Origin of the sequence: Serratia sp. HMSC15F11, from assembly GCF_001808215.1 — a bacterium.
Classification (GTDB): domain Bacteria; phylum Pseudomonadota; class Gammaproteobacteria; order Enterobacterales; family Enterobacteriaceae; genus Serratia; species Serratia nevei.
On record NZ_KV792399.1, the window covers coordinates 108,219 to 126,987 of the forward strand.

The following is an 18,769-nucleotide window of genomic DNA, read 5'->3' on the forward strand; positions in this document are numbered from 1 at the left end:
AACGTTTCTCGCTCATTTTAGTCCTGTGGTTGAATCTCTATTTTACCCTGTTCCACGCGGAACATCTTGCCCTTTTCACCGGCCATGTCGGTCACTTGTTCAGCGCTGACCGCGCTGACAAAAACCTGGGCCTGGGTGGCTTTCAGGCGATCGGCCAGCAACCGGCGACGGCCGGTGTCCAGCTCGGAGGCAAAATCATCAATCAGATACAGGCAACGCCGCCCGCTCTGCCGGGTGAGAAACTCACCCTGCGCCAAGCGCAACGCGCACATCAGCAGCTTAAGCTGACCGCGCGATAACAAATCCTCTACCGGCGTGCCGTCGGCACGAATGCGGAAGTCCGCTTTGTGCGGCCCCACCGCGGTATAGGTCAACGCCCTGTCGCGCTCGAACTGGCGCTCCAGCAGCTCGCCGTAGTCGCTCTCTTTGTCCCAGCCGCGCTGGAAGGAGAAGCTCAGGGCGAATTCAGGCAGAAACTGCGCGCAGGTCGCGGTGATATCCGCGGCGATCGCGTCGCTGTATTCCGCCCGCCATTCGCTGATGCGCTCCGCGAGCGGGATCAGTTCCTGATCCCAGGCGCGGATCTGCGCATAGCGACTCACCTGGCGCAGCGCGGCATTGCGCTGCTTCAGTAACCGTTTCAGGTTGCTCCAGGCGGTGAAAAAACCGGGTTCGTTATGAAAACAGCCCCAGTCCAGGAAGGCGCGCCGGAATTTCGGCCCGCCGTTCAGCAGGGTAAAACCTTCGGGAGTGATCAGCTGCATGGGCAGCAGCTGCGCCAGCTCGGCCACCTTGTGGCCGTCGCTGCCATCGATGCGTACTTTGCTGTCACCCTGACGGCTCTTGCTCAATCCTACCGACAGCTCGCGCTCCGTACCTTCTATGCGGCCGTGCAGCACGAACTCCGGCTGGTCGTGGCGGATCACCCGACCGGCCTGCAGGCTGCGAAAGGCGCGGCCGTGCCCGAGGGTATACACTGCTTCCAGCACGCTGGTCTTGCCGCTGCCGTTGGCGCCGACCAAGAAGTTGAATCCCGGCGCCAGTGCCAAATCCGCCGCCTCGATATTGCGGAAATCTTTAATCAATAAACGCGTTAATGCCATGCCAACTCTATCACCGGGAAACTACGCTCACTGTAAGGGCGTTATCGGCGCAGGCAGTTTACGAGCGGACAGCGCACAGCAACCGGAGCGTACACAGAGTACGTGAGGATTGCGAGCACTGCCCAATCGTAAAATGGCAAGCAAGATAGCCCGGATATCGATCACAACCGCATTGGCATGACAACGTAGGCCGCCGCCTGGCTGGCGCCGTCTTCGATCTGCACGCTGGAGACCGAGTCGGTCAACAGCAGGCGCACGTCTTCACACTTGAGCGCGTTCAGCACGTCCAGCACGTAGCTGACGTTGAAGCCGATCTCCATCTCCGCGCCGTCGTAGCTGACGTCGAGGATCTCTTCTGCCTCTTCCTGCTCCGGGTTGTTGGCGGTGATCTTCAGCTGGTTCTGGCTGACGTACAGCCGCACGCCGCGGAATTTCTCGTTCGAGAGAATGGCCGCGCGCGCAAACGCCTGCTTGAGCAGATCGCAGCCGGCTTCCAGCGTTTTATCCGGGTTCTTCGGCAAGACGCGACGATAGTCCGGGAAACGGCCGTCAACCAGCTTGGAAGTGAAGATGAAATCGCCGACGTGGGCGCGAATGTTGTTGCTGCCGATCTGCAGCTGCAGCAGCGAATCGCCGCCGTCCAGCAGACGCACCAGCTCCATGACCCCTTTACGCGGCACGATCACCGAATGGGACGGCAGCTGTTGGCCGATCGGCATCGAGCACACCGCCAGGCGGTGGCCGTCGGTGGCGACGGTGCGCAGCTCTTCGCCTTCGGTTTCAAACAGCATGCCGTTCAGGTAGTAACGCACGTCCTGATGGGCCATCGAGAACTGGGTGGCTTCGATCAGGCGCTTCAGCGTCGCCTGCGGCAAGGTGAACTCTACCTCGCTCTGCCAGTCGTCCAGGTTCGGGAAGTCCGCCGCCGGCAGCGTGGACAGCGAGAAGCGGCTGCGGCCGGACCGCACCAGCATGCGCTCGCTCTCCAGTGTGACGGCGATCTCCGCCCCTTCCGGCAGGCCACGGCAGATATCAAAGAATTTGCGCGCGGGCACGGTGGTCGCGCCCGGCTCGTGCGGTTGGGAGAGGGCGACGCGCGCCACCATCTCCATCTCCAGATCGGTGCCGGTCAGCAGCAGGGAGCCTTCCGTCACCTGCAGCAGCAGATTGCCCAGGATCGGCAAGGTCGGGCGGCCGCCCAGCGGGCTGCTTACCTGTTGCAGCGGTTTTAGCAGATGCTCACGTTCAACGATAAATTTCATAGCGCTATGAAGATAATGTTCTGATTAAATTGGAGAAATCTTCTTTGATGTCGTGACTTTCCTCACGCAGCTGCTCGATCTTCCGGCAGGCGTGCAACACCGTGGTATGGTCGCGGCCACCAAACGCATCGCCGATTTCCGGCAGGCTGTGGTTGGTGAGTTCCTTCGCCAGCGCCATCGCCATCTGGCGCGGGCGGGCAACGGATCGCGAACGCCGCTTGGACAGCAAATCCGCGACTTTAATCTTGTAATACTCCGCCACCGTCTTTTGAATATTGTCGATGGTGACCAGCTTTTCCTGCAGCGCCAGCAGATCGCGCAGCGCTTCGCGCACGAAATCGATGGTGATGGCCCGGCCGGTAAAGTTGGCGTTGGCGATCACGCGGTTCAGCGCCCCTTCGAGCTCACGCACGTTGGAACGCAGGCGCTTGGCGATGAAGAACGCCACTTCGCCCGGCAGGCGAATGTCGTTCTCGTCGGCCTTTTTCATCAGGATCGCCACGCGGGTTTCCAGCTCCGGCGGCTCGATCGCCACCGTCAGCCCCCAGCCGAAGCGGGACTTCAAACGATCTTCCACCCCATTGATCTCTTTAGGGTAGCGATCCGAGGTCAGGATGATCTGCTGATTGCCTTCCAACAGGGCGTTAAAGGTATGGAAGAACTCTTCCTGCGAACGCTCCTTGTTGGCGAAGAATTGGATGTCATCGATCAGCAAGGCGTCCACCGAACGGTAGTAGCGCTTAAACTCTTCGATGGCATTGTTCTGCAACGCTTTGACCATGTCCTGCACGAAGCGTTCCGAGTGCATGTAGACCACTTTGGCGTTGGCCTTGCGCGCCATGATGCCGTTGCCGACCGCGTGCAGCAGGTGAGTTTTACCCAGGCCGGTGCCGCCATACAGGAACAAAGGGTTGTAGGCGCCGCCCGGATTGTCCGCCACCTGGCGAGCCGCCGCGCGCGCCAGCTGGTTGGACTTACCCTCGACGAAGTTGTCGAAGGTGTGTTTGGGGTTGACGTTGGAGCGGTAAGAGAGCTCGGGTTGCGCCGCCGCGTTGTCCCAGCTCGGGCGCGAAGGCGCGGCCGTGCGTGCCGCCGGGGCCGCAGGTGCGCTGCTGACGCTGGCGGTCACGGTCTGGCTGATCACCTGCGTGATCGGCTTGCTACCGACTTCAAAACGCAGCAAAGGCGCGTCCGTACCGCAGAAATCATTCAGCAGACCATTGATGTTGTTTAAGTACTTATCGCGAACCCAATCCAGCACAAAACGGTTAGGCGCATACAGCGCCAGGGTGTTGTCACTCAGTTCCGCCTGCAATGGGCGAATCCACATACTAAATTCTGTGGCAGGTAACTCATCCTGCAATCGGGCAAGACACTGCTGCCAAAGCGAAAGTGACACGGCGGACTCCACTCGAACAAGATCAATAAAGAAAAGAAACGGGCAACTTTTTTATAACTCATGATTTTTGACACATACCCGGCATCGGCGATTTGCCTGTGGGGGATGCGAACCGCCTTTCACGGTTTGTGTCCCTCACGATCCCGGCATGAGGGATCGCGATCGGAATGACGGATCATAGCGCAATCCGAGCAAGAGATCCTCCCCTTCCTCACAGATTAGATCCATTTTATCCACAGGCCGCGGCCGGCGGCGATCTTTTCACCGCCGGCGCCGGATGACCACGCAGATCCCGGTCGCTGCGCCGCGTTTTTTACATTGTCAACCGGTTATACCCTGTTATCCACGCCGGATCCTGCGATCGCGCGCAAAGGATCTCACGGGGATCCTTGCGATTTCACCCCGAGTCCGTATAATCTTCGCCCTACGTGTGATACCTGGTTCCTTATGGTGCGTCATTAGCCAGACAGGATTCTGCGGTGACCACGGGCCAAGACCGGATTTTGTTCCGTTATTGGCAGACAACCAGGTAGGCTGGCGCGATGCGAATTGACTCAGGACTGTACAATTATTACAATCCCGCTTCTTTATGTATTGCGATTGAGGCGTCGGTCATCTTCACGCCGAGTAGCCAAACGCGTTTACTGATCAGTAATTATTTTAAGTTTAGGTAGAAATCGCTATGAAACGCACTTTCCAACCGTCCGTATTGAAGCGCAACCGTAGCCACGGTTTCCGTGCTCGTATGGCCACCAAAAATGGTCGTCAAGTTCTGGCCCGCCGTCGTGCGAAAGGCCGTGCTCGTCTGACTGTTTCTAAGTAATAAAGCTAACCCGCTGAGTGGTTAAGCTCGCTTTTCCCAGGGAGTTACGTTTGTTAACTCCCACTCATTTCACTTTCGTCTTCCAGCAGCCACAACGGGCTGGCACGCCGCAAATCACCATCCTCGGCCGCCTGAACCAGCTGGGGCATCCCCGCATCGGTCTTACCGTCGCCAAAAAACACGTCAAACGCGCGCACGAGCGTAATCGGATCAAACGCCTAACCCGCGAAAGCTTCCGCCTGCGCCAGCACGAATTACCGGCGATGGATTTTGTCGTGGTGGCCAAAAAGGGGATAGCGGATTTGGATAACCGCGCGCTGACGGAAGCTTTGGATAAATTATGGCGTCGCCACTGTCGCCAGGCTCCCGCATCCTGATCGGGCTGGTGCGGGCCTATCAGCTCGTCATCAGTCCGCTGCTAGGGCCTCGTTGTCGCTTCCAGCCGACATGCTCTCATTACGCAATTGAGGCATTAAGCAGGTTTGGCATGATAAAAGGCAGTTGGTTAGCATTGAAACGCGTATTAAAATGCCACCCTTTGAACCCAGGTGGCGATGATCCGGTGCCGCCAAAAACCGACGATAACAGAGAACACTAACGATGGATTCGCAACGCAATCTTCTCCTCATCGCTCTGCTGTTCGTGTCTTTCATGATCTGGCAGGCATGGCAAACGGACAACGCTCCGCAGCCGGCCGCACAGACCACGCAACAGACTTCGAACGCAGTAGCCGGTGATGCCGCCAGCCAGGCCGTGCCAGCCAGTGGTCAGGGTAAGCTGATTACCGTGAACACCGACGTGCTGTCACTGACCATCAACACCCGTGGTGGCGATATCGAGCAGGCTAAACTGTTGGCCTACCCGGATACTCTGGGTTCATCGACTCCGTTCCAACTGCTGGAAACCACTCCGTCGTTCGTCTATCAGGCGCAAAGCGGCCTGACCGGTAAAAACGGCCCGGACAACCCGGCCAACGGCGAACGCCCGCTGTATCAGGCGGCACAGGACAGCTACACCCTGCCGGAAGGCCAGGACGAGCTGCGCATCCCGCTGACCTACACCGATAAAGACGGCGCGGTCTACACCAAGACTTTCGTGCTCAAACGCAACCACTATGCGGTCGGCGTGGATTACAGCATCGACAACAAAGGCGCGGCACCGCTGGAGCTGACCCTGTTCGGCCAGCTGAAGCAGACCACCGAATTGCCTAAGCACCGCGACACCGGCAGCAGCAACTTCGCGCTGCACACCTTCCGCGGCGCGGCGTACTCGTCCAGCGATGACAAGTACCAGAAATACGCGTTCGACAAAGACGAAAACCTGAGCGTCACCACCAAAGACGGTTGGGTCGCCATGCTGCAACAGTACTTCGCCACCGCGTGGGTACCGGCGACCAAGGGTGACAACACCTTCTACACCGCCAAACCGGGCGACAACCTGTCCACCATCGGCTTCAAATCTACGCCGGTCGTGGTGCAGCCGGGCGCTCAGCAGCAGCTGAACGCGACCCTGTGGGTCGGTCCGGAGCTGCAGGACCAGATGGCCCAGCTGGCGCCGCACCTGGACCTGACCGTGGATTACGGTTGGCTGTGGTTCATCTCCCAGCCGCTGTTCAAACTGCTGAAGTTCATCCACGGCTTTATCGGTAACTGGGGCTTCTCCATCATCATCATCACCTTCATCGTGCGCGGCATCATGTACCCGCTGACCAAGGCGCAGTACACCTCGATGGCGAAAATGCGCATGCTGCAGCCGAAGCTGCAGGCGATGCGCGAGCGCATCGGCGATGACAAACAGCGCATGAGCCAAGAGATGATGGCGCTGTACAAGGCGGAGAAAGTGAACCCGCTCGGCGGCTGCCTGCCGCTGATCATTCAGATGCCGATCTTCCTGGCGCTGTACTACATGCTGATGGGTTCGGTCGAGCTGCGCCACGCGCCGTTCGCCCTGTGGATCCATGACCTGTCGGCGCAAGACCCGTACTACATCCTGCCAATCCTGATGGGCGTGACGATGTTCTTCATTCAGAAGATGTCACCGACCACCGTGACTGACCCGATGCAGCAGAAAATCATGACCTTCATGCCGGTGATCTTCACAGTGTTCTTCCTGTGGTTCCCGTCCGGTCTGGTGCTGTACTACATCGTCAGTAACCTGGTGACCATCCTGCAGCAGCAGCTGATTTACCGTGGTCTGGAAAAACGCGGTCTGCACAGCCGCGACAAGAAAAAAAGCTAAGCGTATTGTAGGGGTTCGGCGCGCCGACCCTTGCAGTCACACCAAAGGCGGTCATTAGACCGCCTTTTTGCATCTTAATCGTCAGAGAGAACCGTTATGAGCACCACCGATACCATCGTAGCCCAAGCCACCCCGCCGGGACGCGGCGGCGTCGGCATTCTACGCATTTCCGGAAGCCAGGCCAAAGACGTCGCCCAGGCGTTGCTCGGCAAGCTGCCGAAGCCGCGCTACGCTGACTATCTGCCGTTCCGCGACGCCACGGGCGCCACCCTCGATCAGGGCATCGCGCTGTGGTTCCCGGGGCCGAACTCCTTTACCGGCGAAGACGTGCTGGAACTGCAGGGCCACGGCGGGCCGGTGATCCTCGATCTGTTGCTCAAGCGCGTGCTGGCCCTGCCCGACGTGCGCATCGCACGGCCCGGCGAGTTCTCCGAACGCGCGTTCCTCAACGACAAACTCGATTTGGCGCAGGCCGAAGCGATTGCCGATCTGATCGACGCCAGCTCCGAGCAGGCGGCGCGTTCGGCGATGAACTCGCTGCAGGGCGCCTTCTCTACCCGCATCCACCAGCTCGTGGAAGCGCTCACTCACCTGCGAATCTACGTGGAAGCGGCGATCGACTTCCCGGACGAGGAAATCGACTTCCTGTCCGACGGTAAAATCGAGGCGCAGCTCAACGACGTGATGGCGGATCTGGACAGCGTGCGCGGCGAAGCGCGCCAGGGCAGCCTGCTGCGCGAAGGGATGAAGGTGGTGATCGCCGGACGCCCCAACGCCGGTAAATCCAGCCTGCTCAATGCGTTGGCCGGGCGTGAAGCGGCGATCGTCACCGATATCGCCGGCACCACCCGCGACGTCCTGCGCGAACATATCCATATCGACGGCATGCCGCTGCACATCATCGACACCGCCGGCCTGCGCGACGCCAGCGACGAAGTTGAGCGTATCGGCATCGAACGTGCGTGGAACGAGATCGAACAAGCCGACAGAGTGCTGTTTATGGTGGACGGCACCACCACCGCCGCCACCGAGCCGGCGGAGATCTGGCCGGAGTTTATGGCGCGCCTGCCGGGCACGCTGCCGATCACCGTGGTGCGCAACAAGGCCGACATCACCGGCGAAACGCTGGGTCTGACGGAAGTGAACAACCACTCACTTATTCGCCTGTCGGCGCGCACCGGCGAAGGCGTCGATGTGCTGCGCGATCATCTGAAACAGAGCATGGGCTTCACCAGCAACATGGAAGGCGGTTTCCTGGCGCGCCGTCGCCACCTGCAGGCGCTGGAACTGGCGGCACAGCACCTGGTGCAAGGCAAAGAACAGTTAGTGAGCGCTTACGCGGGCGAGCTGTTGGCCGAGGAGCTGCGCCAGGCGCAGCTGGCCTTGAGTGAAATCACCGGCGAATTCACCTCCGACGACCTGCTGGGCCGCATCTTCTCCAGCTTCTGTATCGGTAAATAACGCCGCCAGACGCCTTCACGGCCGGGACAAGCCCTTGTTCCGGCCGTTTTTCTTTCCCGCGCTCTGCGCGCCGGCTCACAGAGCCGCTACCGCCCTCCACGCTATACTGAAAAGTCAGGAATCTCTCTCAGGAACGAGTCAACATGGCATTGACCCTCAAGGTACTGCTGGAAAACCGCCGCGCCGCCGGCGCCAACCCACTATTGCAGGCCAAGGCCGGGCTAAGCCTGCTGATTGAGGATGAGACGACGTCCATACTGTTCGATACCGGCCCCGACGACTGCTTTCTGCGCAATGCGGCGCTGATGGGCGTCGATCTCTCCCGTATTACCGCAACGGTGCTCTCCCACGGCCACTATGACCACTGCGGCGGCGTCGCCTGGCTGCCGGACAACAGCCGCATCATCTGTCACCCGCAGGTCGGCGATGAGCGCTATGCGGCGCTGAAGGTGCTGGGCCACACCCGCAAAATCAAAAAGCTCTCTTTGGATATCGACTACGCGCGCCATCGTATGCAATACAGCCGTAAACCGCTGGCGATCGGCGATCGCTTTATGTGGTCAGGCGAAATCGCGGTACCCGCACCGCGCGCATACGGGGTGATCGCCGGGGAAAACGCGGCGGTGGATTACGTGATCGACGAAGGCGTGCTGATTTACAAATCGGATCGCGGTCTGGTGATCGTGACCGGCTGTGGGCACCGCGGGATCGTCAATATCGTGCGCCACTGCCAGAAAATAACCGGGATCGTTCGGATCCACGCCTTGATCGGCGGTTTTCATCTGCGCTGCGCTTCCCCGCGCACGCTCTGGCACGTCCGCCGTTTTTTGCGGCAGCATCAGCCGGAAAAGATCATGGGCTGCCACTGTACCGGCACCTGGGGCCGGCTATGGCTGCCGGCAGGGATCTCGCCGGCCACCGGCGATAGCTGGATCCTGGAATAACGCCTGCGCCGCTCATCATTGAAATCGGCAACAAATCGGATAAAACGCATAGTGTTTTTTGATGATAAATCCTCAACTTAGTCTTAATCTAACACCCCTGCGTTCTTAGCGACCCTCTGTCATGGAGTGAACAATGGCGTGTCATTTTGCCCGCTGGACACCGGCCTCCGCTGTCCTAGATACCCAAAGACTCTCCGACGAAGTGATAGCCGCCACCCGCACCTTTTCCGTTAAACGCCGCACGCGCTTTCTGCAAGGGCGCATTCTGCTCGCCGAAATGATGTTCTACCTGTACGGTCTGCCGACGCTGCCCCCCATCGCCACCACGCCGACCGGCCGCCCCTGTTTCGCCGATCATCAGCTGCCCGATTTCAGCCTCGCTTACGCCAGCAACACCGTGGGCGTGCTGCTCAGCGACGAGGGCAAAGTGGGACTGGATATCGAAGTGATGCGGGCGCGCGGTACCCGGCAAAGCGCGCTGCAACACGCGCATCAGACGCCGGCGGAAAGTGCCTGGATCGGCGCGCAGGACGATCGGCTGGAGGCAGAAACTCAGCTGTGGAGCATCCGGCAAAGCGTGCTGAAAATTTCCGGCCTCGGCAACAGCGGCCAGGCTACGCTGCGTCTGCATCCCTTCTCCGGCCACCTGCGCTCCAGCGCCACGCCGGACGTTCAGGTGATGAGCGACGCCGACGAATACCTGAGCTGGGCCTGCGCCGGCAGCCCCGGCCTGGACCGCCTGCTGTGCTGGCGCTACGAAGAGCGCCGCGGCCTGCACAAAGACGGGGAAATCTCGCCGCGCAGCCCGGCGGCGTCCTCGCGCTTCGTTAAACTGACGGGCCTGAAGACGCCCGGTTAACGCAGCGCAAAGCGGAGAACGCTGTCTTTACCGCACAAGTTGCTGGATTAAATTGTAAAGACAGCTAAATGTTGAGCAATCACCTATTCTCGACCCGCGCTTTAGCCTACTATTCGCCCATGTTGTACGCTGAATCTGCTCATTCGAAAGGGAGAATCACCATGTCAGACCAAGCCTTGAAAATCGTCACTCTGCTCGGTAGCCTGCGCAAAGGCTCCTACAACGCCATGGTGGCCCGCGCCCTGCCTGGGCTGGCCCCACAGGGCGTCACCATTGAAGCGCTACCCTCTATCCGCGATATCCCGCTGTACGACGCCGACATGCAACAGGGTGAAGGCTTCCCTGCCGCTGTCGAGGCGATCGCCGAACAGATCCGCCAGGCCGACGGCGTGATCATCGTCACCCCTGAATATAACTATTCCGTGCCCGGCGGGTTGAAGAACGCCATCGACTGGCTGTCTCGCTTGCCGAATCAGCCGCTGGCCGGCAAGCCGGTCGCCATTCAAACCAGCTCGATGGGGCCGATCGGCGGCGCGCGCTGCCAATATCATCTGCGCCAGATCCTGGTGTTCCTCGATGCGATGGTAATGAACAAGCCTGAGTTTATGGGCGGCGTGATCCAGAGCAAGGTCGATGAACAGGCCGGTGAACTGAGCGATCAGGGAACGCTGGATTTCCTGACCGGTCAGCTGTCCGCGTTCAGCGATTTTATTCGCCGCGTGGAGTGACCGTCTCGCGGCGCCCGCGGGGCGCCGCAACAGGACATGAAGTCCGTCAATTCATTGAAAATTAAAGCCATAGCATCATGTATTTTTTCATCTTAGCGTTATTTTTTGTTTCCATCACCAGTCCCGCTTTCGCCGCAGACATGCGTTATCCCGCCGGTGAAGAGCCGCTGGAGCTACCGGCACACAGCGCGCTCAACGCCCAGCTGTCGCGATCCGCGCAAAACCAGGAAGACAAAAAGCTGGGCGCCATGTCGCTGTACCTGACGCTGATGCGCGAAGACGGCCGCAACGTCTGGGCGCCCTACCAGCTGGCGGTATCGTCGGCGGAGAAAGGCCAAACCGAGCTGGCGGAGCGTTACCTGCAGCTGAGCGCCGACCGCGGCCTGTGGTACTACTACAACCTGCTGGAGGACGACGCCTTCAACAGCATCCAGCACTCCGCCACCTACCAATCGATCCTGGCCGCCACCAAAGCGCGCTATCTGCAGCACGCCCGTCACTATGAAGGCAAGGCCAGCTACGCGATGCCGGACGGAGAAGCGCCGCCTGAAGGCTGGCCAACGGTGATCTTCCTGCATACCTACGGCAAAGCCGCCGCCATCAGCCCCGAAGAACGGCTGCTGTTCGGCGAAATGGGCGTGGCGTACATCGAGATCAACGGCACGCAGATGCTGTCGGAAAACAGCTTCCGCTGGTCGAATTACAGCGACGAGAGCACCCACACCGCCATTCAGCGTACGCTGCAACAGCTGGCTCCGCAGCTAAAGCTGAATACCCAACGGATTTACCTCAGCGCCCGCGGCCAGGGCGCACTGCACGCCGCCAACCTGATCGCGAAGTACCCGCAGTTTTACGCCGGCGCGCTCCTGATCGCCCCCAACGGCGAGATCAAGCCGGCCCAGCAGTCGCTGGCGGCGCAAAAGAAAATCGTGATGGCGTATTACGATCGGCAGAACTTCAGCGAGCAGGCGCTGGCATTGCACTTCGCCAATCTGTTCGGGGAGGATAATCAGGTGCAGACGCTGCACTTCGCCCAGGGCGAGGATGCCGCCGGCAGTTGGCAGGCACGCTTCAGGCGGCCATTGCAGTGGGTGTTGGATCGGGCGCCGGATGCGACGCCGGGTGTCTAGGGGTTCAGGGCCGGCAGGCGCCGGCCCTTTGGCAGTCAATGGCCGTCGACGAAGACGATCTTCAGCACGAACAGCAGCGCCACCACCACCACGCACGGGCTGATTTCACGCCAGCGGCCGGTGCCGAGCTTCATCACGCAGTAGGAGATAAAGCCGAGCGCGATACCTTCGGTGATCGAGAAGCTGAACGGCATCATCACCGCGGTGACAAACGCCGGTACCGCTTCGGTCAGATCGTCCCACTTCACCCGCGCCAGGCTGGAGGTCATCAGCACGCCGACGTAGATCAGCGCGCCGGCGGCGGCGTAAGCCGGCACCATGCCCGCCAGCGGCGACAGGAAGATCACCAGCAAGAACAGCAGGCCGGTGACCACCGCCGTCAAACCGGTGCGGCCGCCGACGGCAACGCCGGAAGAGCTTTCGATGTAAGCGGTCACGGAAGAGGTACCCGCCAGCGAACCGGCCACCGAGCTGATGCTGTCAACGTACAGCGCCTGCTTCATGCGCGGGAACTTGCCCTGGCTGTCGGTCAGGCCGGCTTTATCGGTAACGCCGATCAGGGTGCCGGAGGAGTCGAACAGGTTCACCAGCATAAACGAGAAGATGACCCCGGCCAGCCCGATGTTCAGCGCGCCGGCCACGTCGACCTGGCCCACCACCGAGGTGATGCTCGGCGGCAAGGAGAACAGGCCGCCGTATTTCACGTCGCCCAGCATCCAGCCGATCAGGGTGGTGACCACGATAGACACCAGCACCGCCGCGTGGAAGTTGCGCGAAGAGAGCACGGCGATGATGAAGAAGCCGAGCGCCCCCAGCAGCACGTTGTGCGAGGTCAGGCTGCCGATGGTCACCAGCGTGTCCGGGTTGGCCACCACGATGCCGGCGTTTTTCAGCCCCATCATGCCGATGAACAGACCGATGCCGCTGGTGATGCCGACCCGCAGGCTGACCGGAATGTTGGCGATCATCCAGTAGCGAATGCGGAAAATGGTCAGCAGCAGCAGGCCGACCGCGCCCCAGAAGATGGCGCCCATGCCCACCTGCCAGGAGATGCCCATCGCCCCGACCACCACGAAGGCGAAGAAGGCGTTCAGGCCCATCGCCGGCGCCAGCGCCACCGGCAGGTTCGCCAGCAGGCCCATAAAGATGCTGCCGAAGGCGGCGATCAAACAGGTAGTGACAAATACCGCCTGGGTATCCATGCCCGCCGCGCCCAAAATTTGAGGGTTAACGAACACGATATACACCATGGTGAGGAAAGTGGTGATACCGGCAATCGTTTCCGTACGCGCCGTCGTGCCATGTTGCTTGAGTTTAAACACGCGCCCAAGCAAGCCTTGCTCAGCGTCAAGGCCAGATACTGGTTTGGTCATTATCAGAATTCCGAAAATGGGAATGGACAGTCGCCGGCTATCCTATAACAAAAAGTGGGGCTTTTGACGCCGGTCACAGGTTTTTTTCGCCGTCTTTACGGCTAAACGTGTCAACGGCTTGTATTTATAGGCTTTCATCCCCCGAGCCCGCCCGCTGCGTTGCCGTTTGCCGGCACGGCCGATAAAATGGCCTATCGCATCTCTTACCCTACCCGCTAAAAAAACAGGAATCCGCATGTCTTCGACCTTTATCGATAAGCTCGCGTTAATTACGCTGAAAGACGACAAAGTGGCGCTGGTGCGCTCACACAATAAGACGCTGTTTTATATGCCGGGCGGAAAACGCGAAGCGGGCGAAACCGACGAACAGGCGCTGTGCCGCGAAATCGACGAAGAGCTGACCGTTGCGCTGCTGCCGAACTCCATCGCGTTTTACGGCGAGTTCACCGGCCCGGCGGACGGCAAGCAGGACGGCACCCAGGTGCGTATTCGCTGCTATCAGGCCGACTTTACCGGGCAGCTGCAGCCGGCCGCCGAAATCGCCGAGCTGAGGTGGTGCGACAGCCGCGATCTGCCGCACTGTTCACACGTCGCCGCGCTGATTTTGCACGATCTCAAGGCGCGTAACCTGATCAAGTGATCGCTGAGCGCCCCTCAACGGCGCCAATCCGAAGGAACCTGTCCCGCATGAATCAGATTGACTGCATTTTGTTCGACTGCGACGGCACGCTGGTGGACAGCGAAGTGCTGTGCAGCAAAGCCTATGTGCACATGTTCGCCCACTACGGCATTCATCTGTCGCTGGAAGAGGTGTTCAAAAAATACAAAGGGGTGAAGCTGTACGAGATCATCGATCGGGTCAACGCCGAGCAGGGCACTAACCTGGCAAAAGAGGCGTTGGAACCGCTGTATCGGCAGGAGGTGGCGCGGCTGTTCGACAGCGAACTGCAACAGATTGCCGGCGCCCGCGAGCTGCTGGCGCAGGTGACGGTGCCAGTCTGCACCGTCTCCAACGGGCCGGTCAGCAAGATGCGGCACTCGCTCGGCCTGACCGGCATGCTGCCTTATTTTGATGACCGGTTGTTCAGCGGCTATGACATTCAGCGCTGGAAGCCGGATCCGGCTATTGTGTTTCACGCCGCCGAACGGATGCAGGTGCCGGTGACGCGCTGCATCCTGGTAGATGACTCGCCCGCCGGCGCCCAGGCCGGTATCAACGCCGGCATTCCGGTCTTTTACTTCTGCGCCGACCCGCATAACCCGCCGATCGACCACCCGCTGGTGACGACGTTTGACGACCTGGCCCAGCTGCCCGCGCTGTGGCGCGAACGCGGCTGGCGGCTGACGGCCGATTAACTGGCCGGCAACGGCGGTTTGTTGCGCCACCAGCGCCAGGACCGCTTCAGCGCGCGGGTTTGCGCGCCGAAGCGGCGGTTAACCGCGTTGGCCAGCAGATCGAGCGCCAGGCAGAACACGAAATAGACCAGCGCCACGAACAGGAACACTTCCATCGGGTAGACCATGCTGCGGTTGTTGACCTGGGTCGCCAAGAAGGTCAGTTCGCCAACGCCGACGATATAAGCCAGCGAGGTGTCTTTGATCAGAGAAATCCACTGGTTGATGAACGACGGCACCATCATGCGCAGCGCCTGCGGCAGCACGATCATGCGCAGCGTCTGCCAACGGGTCAGCCCCAGAGAAAGCCCGGCCTGCCACTGGCCGGGGCCGATCGCGGCGATGCCGGCCTTCACCGCATGGGCCAGATAGGCCGAGGCGATCAGCGCCAGCGCACACACCACGGTGGTGATTTCCGGGATCTCGACGCCAAACACCATCGGCAACAGGAAATAGGTCCAGAAGATCAGCATGATGACCGGAATGGCGCGGAAAAAGCCCAGCACCGCCGCCAGCAGCCCGGCGGCGACGCCGCGCGACATCGCCAGCGCCACGCCGAGTAAGGTACCAAGCACCGCCGAAGCCACGCCGGCCATCAGGCTGATCGCCAACGTCAGCGCCGCGCCGCCCAGCGGTCCGTCCGGCCAGGTGCCCCATAGCAGGTAGCCCAGGTTATCGTGAATTACGCTGAAATCCATCTCAATGTCCTCCCAGCGGTTTACGCTGTTGGCGCCACATGCCCCAGCCTTCCAGCAGCGCGATGTTGGCGATATACAGCACCGTCGCCACGCCGAACGCCTGGAAAGTGCGCAGGGTTTCGGTTTCGACCTGACGCGAGGCGTAAGAGAGTTCGGCCACGCCGATCGCCATGGTCAGCGACGAGTTCTTGATCACGTTCATGTATTGGCCCAGCAGCGGCGGCAGCGCGATTTTCAACGCCTGCGGCAGCACCACGTAGCGCATCGCCTGCCAGCCGGTCAGCCCCAGCGCCTGAGCGGCATATTTCTGCCCGCCGGCGACGCCGCGAATGCCGGAGCGGATCTCTTCGGCGATAAAGGCGGTGGAGTAGAGCGTCAGGCCGAAGAAACCGGCGAGAAACTCGAACGACGGCCACTCAAGCGGGCCAACCTGATGGGCGCTGTTCAGCCACTGCATGGCGGCGGACGGCAGGATCTGCCCGGCGGCGAAATACCAAAAGAACAGCTGCACCAGCAGCGGCGTATTGCGAAACAGCGAGCTGTACCCCACCGCCAGCCAGCGCAACGGCCGCAGGCTGCTGTCGCGCATCGCCGCCAGCACAAAGCCCAGCAATGTAGCCGCCAGCCCCGCGCAGGCGGAAAGCCACAGCGTCAGCAGAAAACCGTGCCACAGCCAGCTCAGATATTGCGGCGCCAGCAGCCAGTCCAGGTTCATGTTCAATCCTTGTCTTGCAGAATGCATCAGGGGCGCAGCAAGCTGCGCCCCTCCGTGCCTATCTCACCGCAAGCGGTTAAGTCAGGCTTTTGGTTGCTGATCCAAAGGCGCGATTTTGAAATCGCCGCGCGGTTGAGCGGATTGGGTTTCCGGCCCGAACCAGCGATCGTAAATCTTAACCGCTTCGCCGTCTTTTTCCAGTTTGATCAACGTCTCGTTCACCGCGGCGGTCAGGCGATCTTCGCCCTTGGGAATGCCGACGCCCTGGTACTCTTTGGTCAGGCTGAACGGCGAAATTTCAAATTCCGCCTTCTGCGCCGCCGGCAGGTTACCGAGCAGGCCGACCAGCTTGGCGTCGTCCTGAGTGATCGCCTGCACGTTGCCGTTACGCAGCGCCACAAACGCCAGCGGGGTGTCATCGTAAGAGATCACTTTCGCCGTCGGGAAACGCTCGCGCAGGGTGATTTCCTGCACCGTGCCCTTATCCGCGCCGATGCGCAGCTTCTTGATGTCTTCCGGGGTTTTCAGCACGCCTTTGCGGGCGATGAATTTCTGGCCGGTGGCGAAGTACGGCACGCTGAAGTTCACTTCCTTGGCGCGCTCGTCGGTAATGGTGAAGTTGGCGGCGATCAGGTCAACCTTCTTCGACACCAGCAGCGGAATGCGGTTGGCCGGGTTGGTGGCGCGTAGCTCAACTTTCACGCCCAGCGCTTTACCGATCGCATCGGCAACGTCCACATCGTAACCCACCAGCTTCTTGCTCTGCGGGTCGATGTAGCCGAACGGCGGGTTGCTGTCGAACACCGCGATACGCACCACGCCGGCTTGCTTGATATCGTCAAGTTTGTCCGCGTGCGCGGCGCCGGCGGCGAGACCAGTCAGACTGGCTAACAACGTTAAGGCCAAAGCGCGATGTTTCATAGAAAGCTCCTAAGTGATTGATGTCCTGCTGGCGGATAAGCTAGCAAGCGCCACATAGGTCAGGAAATAATATAAAAAGCTATGTTTATAACCTTTTTATCTTTACGCGCTTAAGATGGAATAAAGGCGCGGGAAACCGCGCCTTTGAAGGATATTACCCGGAAAGGGTTAGTCGGCTTTTTCGTCTTTACCGCCCGGAGAGAGCAGCTTTTCCAGGGCGTCGCCGCCCAAATGACGGAAGTCCTGCCCTTTGACGAAATAGAAGATAAATTCGCAGATGTTCTGGCAGCGGTCGCCGATGCGCTCGATGGAACGGGCGCAGAACAGCGCGGTCAACACGCTGGGAATGGTGCGTGAGTCTTCCATCATGTAGGTCATCAGCTGACGCACGATGCCTTCATACTCCTGGTCGACCTTTTTATCTTCACGGTAGATACGGATCGCCTCGTCCAGATCCATGCGCGCAAACGCGTCCAGCACATCGTGCAGCATCTGCACGGTGTGGCGCCCCAGCGATTCCAGGCTGACCAGCAGCGGCTGGTGCTGGTGCGAGAACTTCTCCAGCGCGGTGCGGCAGATTTTGTCCGCCACGTCGCCAATGCGTTCCAGCTCGGAAATGGTTTTGATGATCGCCATCACCAGGCGCAGATCGCTGGCGGTCGGCTGACGCTTGGCGATGATGCGCACGCAAGCTTCGTCGATCGCCACTTCCATCATGTTGACCTTGGCGTCGCCTTCGATCACGCGCTTGGCCAGCTCGCCATCCTGATTGTGCATCGCGGTGATAGCATCGGTCAGCTGCTGCTCCACCAGCCCGCCCATGGTCAGCACCTGGGTGCGGATATGCTCAAGCTCTGCGTTGAACTGGCCGGAAATGTGTTTGTTTAAATTCAGGTTATCCATGATGCTTCCTATCAACCATAACGGCCAGTGATGTAGTCTTCAGTCTGCTTTTTCTGCGGCGCAGTGAACAGGTTATCAGTATCACTGAACTCGATCAGCTCGCCCAGATACATAAATGCGGTAGAGTCGGAGCAGCGCGCCGCCTGCTGCATGTTGTGCGTCACGATCACCACGGTGTAATCGGCCTTCAGCTCGCTGATCAGCTCTTCAATCTTGCCGGTGGAGATCGGATCCAGCGCCGAGCAAGGCTCATCCAGCAACAGCACTTCCGGACGAATGGCGATGCCGCGGGCGATGCACAGACGCTGCTGCTGGCCGCCGGAGAGGCTGTAGCCGCTCTGGTGCAGCTTGTCCTTGGTTTCGTTCCACAGCGCCGCCTTGGTCAGCGCCCACTGCACGCGCTCGTCCATATCGGCGCGCGACAGCTTTTCAAACAGGCGAACGCCGAAGGCGATGTTGTCGTAAATCGACATCGGGAACGGCGTCGGCTTCTGGAACACCATGCCGACCTTGGCGCGCAGCAGCGCGATATCCGAGTTGTCGGTCAGGATGTTCTGGCCGTCCAGCAGGATGCCGCCTTCCGCACGCTGTTCCGGGTACAGCTGGTACATCTTGTTGAAGGTGCGCAGCAGGGTGGATTTGCCGCAGCCGGACGGGCCGATAAACGCGGTGACCTTGTTCTTGGCGATATCCAGCGTGATGTTCTTCAGCGCATGGAATTTGCCGTAGTAGAAGTTCAGATCGCGTACCTGAATTTTGCTGCTGGAAGCGTCAGTAACCATACTCATCAAGACTTCTCTCTTTTCATCAGCGCCGC

The 18,769-nt window shown here is 60.1% G+C and carries 20 protein-coding genes; 11 read left to right on the plus strand and 9 right to left on the minus strand.

Translation table 11 applies throughout. The features are described from left to right. Nucleotides 1-17 precede the first annotated feature (17 nt). The 3 genes from recF to dnaA form a co-directional block, all read right to left on the minus strand. Nucleotides 18-1,103, minus strand: coding sequence for a DNA replication/repair protein RecF (gene recF / locus HMPREF3138_RS04475; protein WP_038876012.1), 1,086 nt, complete (start codon nucleotides 1,101-1,103; stop codon nucleotides 18-20). 161 nt (nucleotides 1,104-1,264) lie between these two features. After that, nucleotides 1,265-2,365, minus strand: coding sequence for a DNA polymerase III subunit beta (gene dnaN / locus HMPREF3138_RS04480; protein ID WP_004933892.1), 1,101 nt, complete (start codon nucleotides 2,363-2,365; stop codon nucleotides 1,265-1,267). Nucleotides 2,366-2,369: 4 nt separating this feature from the next. Further along, complete coding sequence (gene dnaA, locus HMPREF3138_RS04485; protein WP_004933889.1) at nucleotides 2,370-3,764, minus strand: chromosomal replication initiator protein DnaA; 1,395 nt, start codon at nucleotides 3,762-3,764, stop codon at nucleotides 2,370-2,372. 682 nt (nucleotides 3,765-4,446) lie between these two features. Here dnaA and rpmH point away from each other — a divergent pair. From rpmH to HMPREF3138_RS04520, 9 genes are all read left to right on the plus strand, one after another. Next, on the plus strand, nucleotides 4,447-4,587 hold the full coding sequence (gene rpmH / locus HMPREF3138_RS25120) for a 50S ribosomal protein L34 (protein ID WP_000831330.1): 141 nt from the start codon (nucleotides 4,447-4,449) through the stop codon (nucleotides 4,585-4,587). A gap of 17 nt (nucleotides 4,588-4,604) precedes the next feature. Beyond that, on the plus strand, nucleotides 4,605-4,964 hold the full coding sequence (gene rnpA, locus HMPREF3138_RS04490; protein ID WP_004933883.1) for a ribonuclease P protein component: 360 nt from the start codon (nucleotides 4,605-4,607) through the stop codon (nucleotides 4,962-4,964). Then, nucleotides 4,928-5,185 carry a membrane protein insertion efficiency factor YidD gene (gene yidD / locus HMPREF3138_RS25125; protein ID WP_004933881.1) on the plus strand — a complete coding sequence of 86 codons (258 nt, stop codon included), beginning with the start codon at nucleotides 4,928-4,930 and terminating at the stop codon, nucleotides 5,183-5,185. The genes rnpA and yidD overlap by 37 nt, the downstream gene beginning before the upstream one ends. A gap of 2 nt (nucleotides 5,186-5,187) precedes the next feature. Then, nucleotides 5,188-6,825, plus strand: coding sequence for a membrane protein insertase YidC (gene yidC / locus HMPREF3138_RS04495; protein ID WP_038876014.1), 1,638 nt, complete (start codon nucleotides 5,188-5,190; stop codon nucleotides 6,823-6,825). 96 nt (nucleotides 6,826-6,921) lie between these two features. Beyond that, nucleotides 6,922-8,286, plus strand: coding sequence for a tRNA uridine-5-carboxymethylaminomethyl(34) synthesis GTPase MnmE (mnmE, locus tag HMPREF3138_RS04500; RefSeq protein ID WP_038876016.1), 1,365 nt, complete (start codon nucleotides 6,922-6,924; stop codon nucleotides 8,284-8,286). A gap of 143 nt (nucleotides 8,287-8,429) precedes the next feature. Continuing rightward, the gene (locus tag HMPREF3138_RS04505; protein ID WP_038876017.1) at nucleotides 8,430-9,230 is read left to right on the plus strand and encodes an MBL fold metallo-hydrolase; all 801 of its coding nucleotides are present in this window, start codon (nucleotides 8,430-8,432) and stop codon (nucleotides 9,228-9,230) included. 133 nt (nucleotides 9,231-9,363) lie between these two features. Next, nucleotides 9,364-10,089 carry a 4'-phosphopantetheinyl transferase family protein gene (locus tag HMPREF3138_RS04510; RefSeq protein ID WP_038876020.1) on the plus strand — a complete coding sequence of 242 codons (726 nt, stop codon included), beginning with the start codon at nucleotides 9,364-9,366 and terminating at the stop codon, nucleotides 10,087-10,089. A gap of 161 nt (nucleotides 10,090-10,250) precedes the next feature. Beyond that, nucleotides 10,251-10,817 carry an NADPH-dependent FMN reductase gene (locus HMPREF3138_RS04515; RefSeq protein WP_025304752.1) on the plus strand — a complete coding sequence of 189 codons (567 nt, stop codon included), beginning with the start codon at nucleotides 10,251-10,253 and terminating at the stop codon, nucleotides 10,815-10,817. A 77-nt stretch (nucleotides 10,818-10,894) separates the two neighbouring features. Then, nucleotides 10,895-11,947: an alpha/beta hydrolase gene (locus HMPREF3138_RS04520; protein WP_038876022.1), complete on the plus strand. Its 1,053-nt coding sequence runs from the start codon at nucleotides 10,895-10,897 to the stop codon at nucleotides 11,945-11,947. A 35-nt stretch (nucleotides 11,948-11,982) separates the two neighbouring features. Here the strand turns inward: HMPREF3138_RS04520 and HMPREF3138_RS04525 are convergent, their stop codons facing one another. Further along, a complete protein-coding gene (locus HMPREF3138_RS04525; RefSeq protein ID WP_028128066.1) occupies nucleotides 11,983-13,320 on the minus strand; it encodes an NCS2 family permease in 1,338 nt (445 codons plus the stop codon). 235 nt (nucleotides 13,321-13,555) lie between these two features. On the opposite strand from HMPREF3138_RS04525, the gene HMPREF3138_RS04530 reads away from it, so the two are divergent. Then, nucleotides 13,556-13,960 carry an NUDIX hydrolase gene (locus HMPREF3138_RS04530; protein WP_038876025.1) on the plus strand — a complete coding sequence of 135 codons (405 nt, stop codon included), beginning with the start codon at nucleotides 13,556-13,558 and terminating at the stop codon, nucleotides 13,958-13,960. A gap of 47 nt (nucleotides 13,961-14,007) precedes the next feature. Beyond that, the gene (gene yieH, locus HMPREF3138_RS04535; RefSeq protein ID WP_038876027.1) at nucleotides 14,008-14,676 is read left to right on the plus strand and encodes a 6-phosphogluconate phosphatase; all 669 of its coding nucleotides are present in this window, start codon (nucleotides 14,008-14,010) and stop codon (nucleotides 14,674-14,676) included. On the opposite strand, the gene HMPREF3138_RS04540 is transcribed toward yieH, so the two are convergent. The 5 genes from HMPREF3138_RS04540 to pstB all read right to left on the minus strand — a co-directional run bounded on the left by HMPREF3138_RS04540 (nucleotide 14,673) and on the right by pstB (nucleotide 18,734). Next, nucleotides 14,673-15,413, minus strand: a complete 741-nt coding sequence (locus tag HMPREF3138_RS04540) for an amino acid ABC transporter permease (protein WP_004933841.1) — start codon at nucleotides 15,411-15,413, stop codon at nucleotides 14,673-14,675. The two genes, yieH and HMPREF3138_RS04540, sit on opposite strands and share 4 nt — an antisense overlap. A gap of 1 nt (nucleotide 15,414) precedes the next feature. Beyond that, nucleotides 15,415-16,128 (minus strand): amino acid ABC transporter permease, encoded by a 714-nt coding sequence (locus HMPREF3138_RS04545; protein ID WP_038876029.1) that lies wholly within the window; start codon nucleotides 16,126-16,128, stop codon nucleotides 15,415-15,417. Nucleotides 16,129-16,209: 81 nt separating this feature from the next. After that, nucleotides 16,210-17,049 (minus strand): ABC transporter substrate-binding protein, encoded by an 840-nt coding sequence (locus HMPREF3138_RS04550; protein ID WP_019455482.1) that lies wholly within the window; start codon nucleotides 17,047-17,049, stop codon nucleotides 16,210-16,212. A 168-nt stretch (nucleotides 17,050-17,217) separates the two neighbouring features. After that, entirely contained in the window at nucleotides 17,218-17,952 is a 735-nt protein-coding gene (gene phoU / locus HMPREF3138_RS04555) for a phosphate signaling complex protein PhoU (protein ID WP_016929613.1), read from the minus strand. A gap of 11 nt (nucleotides 17,953-17,963) precedes the next feature. Next, nucleotides 17,964-18,734: a phosphate ABC transporter ATP-binding protein PstB gene (pstB, locus tag HMPREF3138_RS04560; RefSeq protein WP_016929614.1), complete on the minus strand. Its 771-nt coding sequence runs from the start codon at nucleotides 18,732-18,734 to the stop codon at nucleotides 17,964-17,966. Nucleotides 18,735-18,769: the final 35 nt, after the last annotated feature.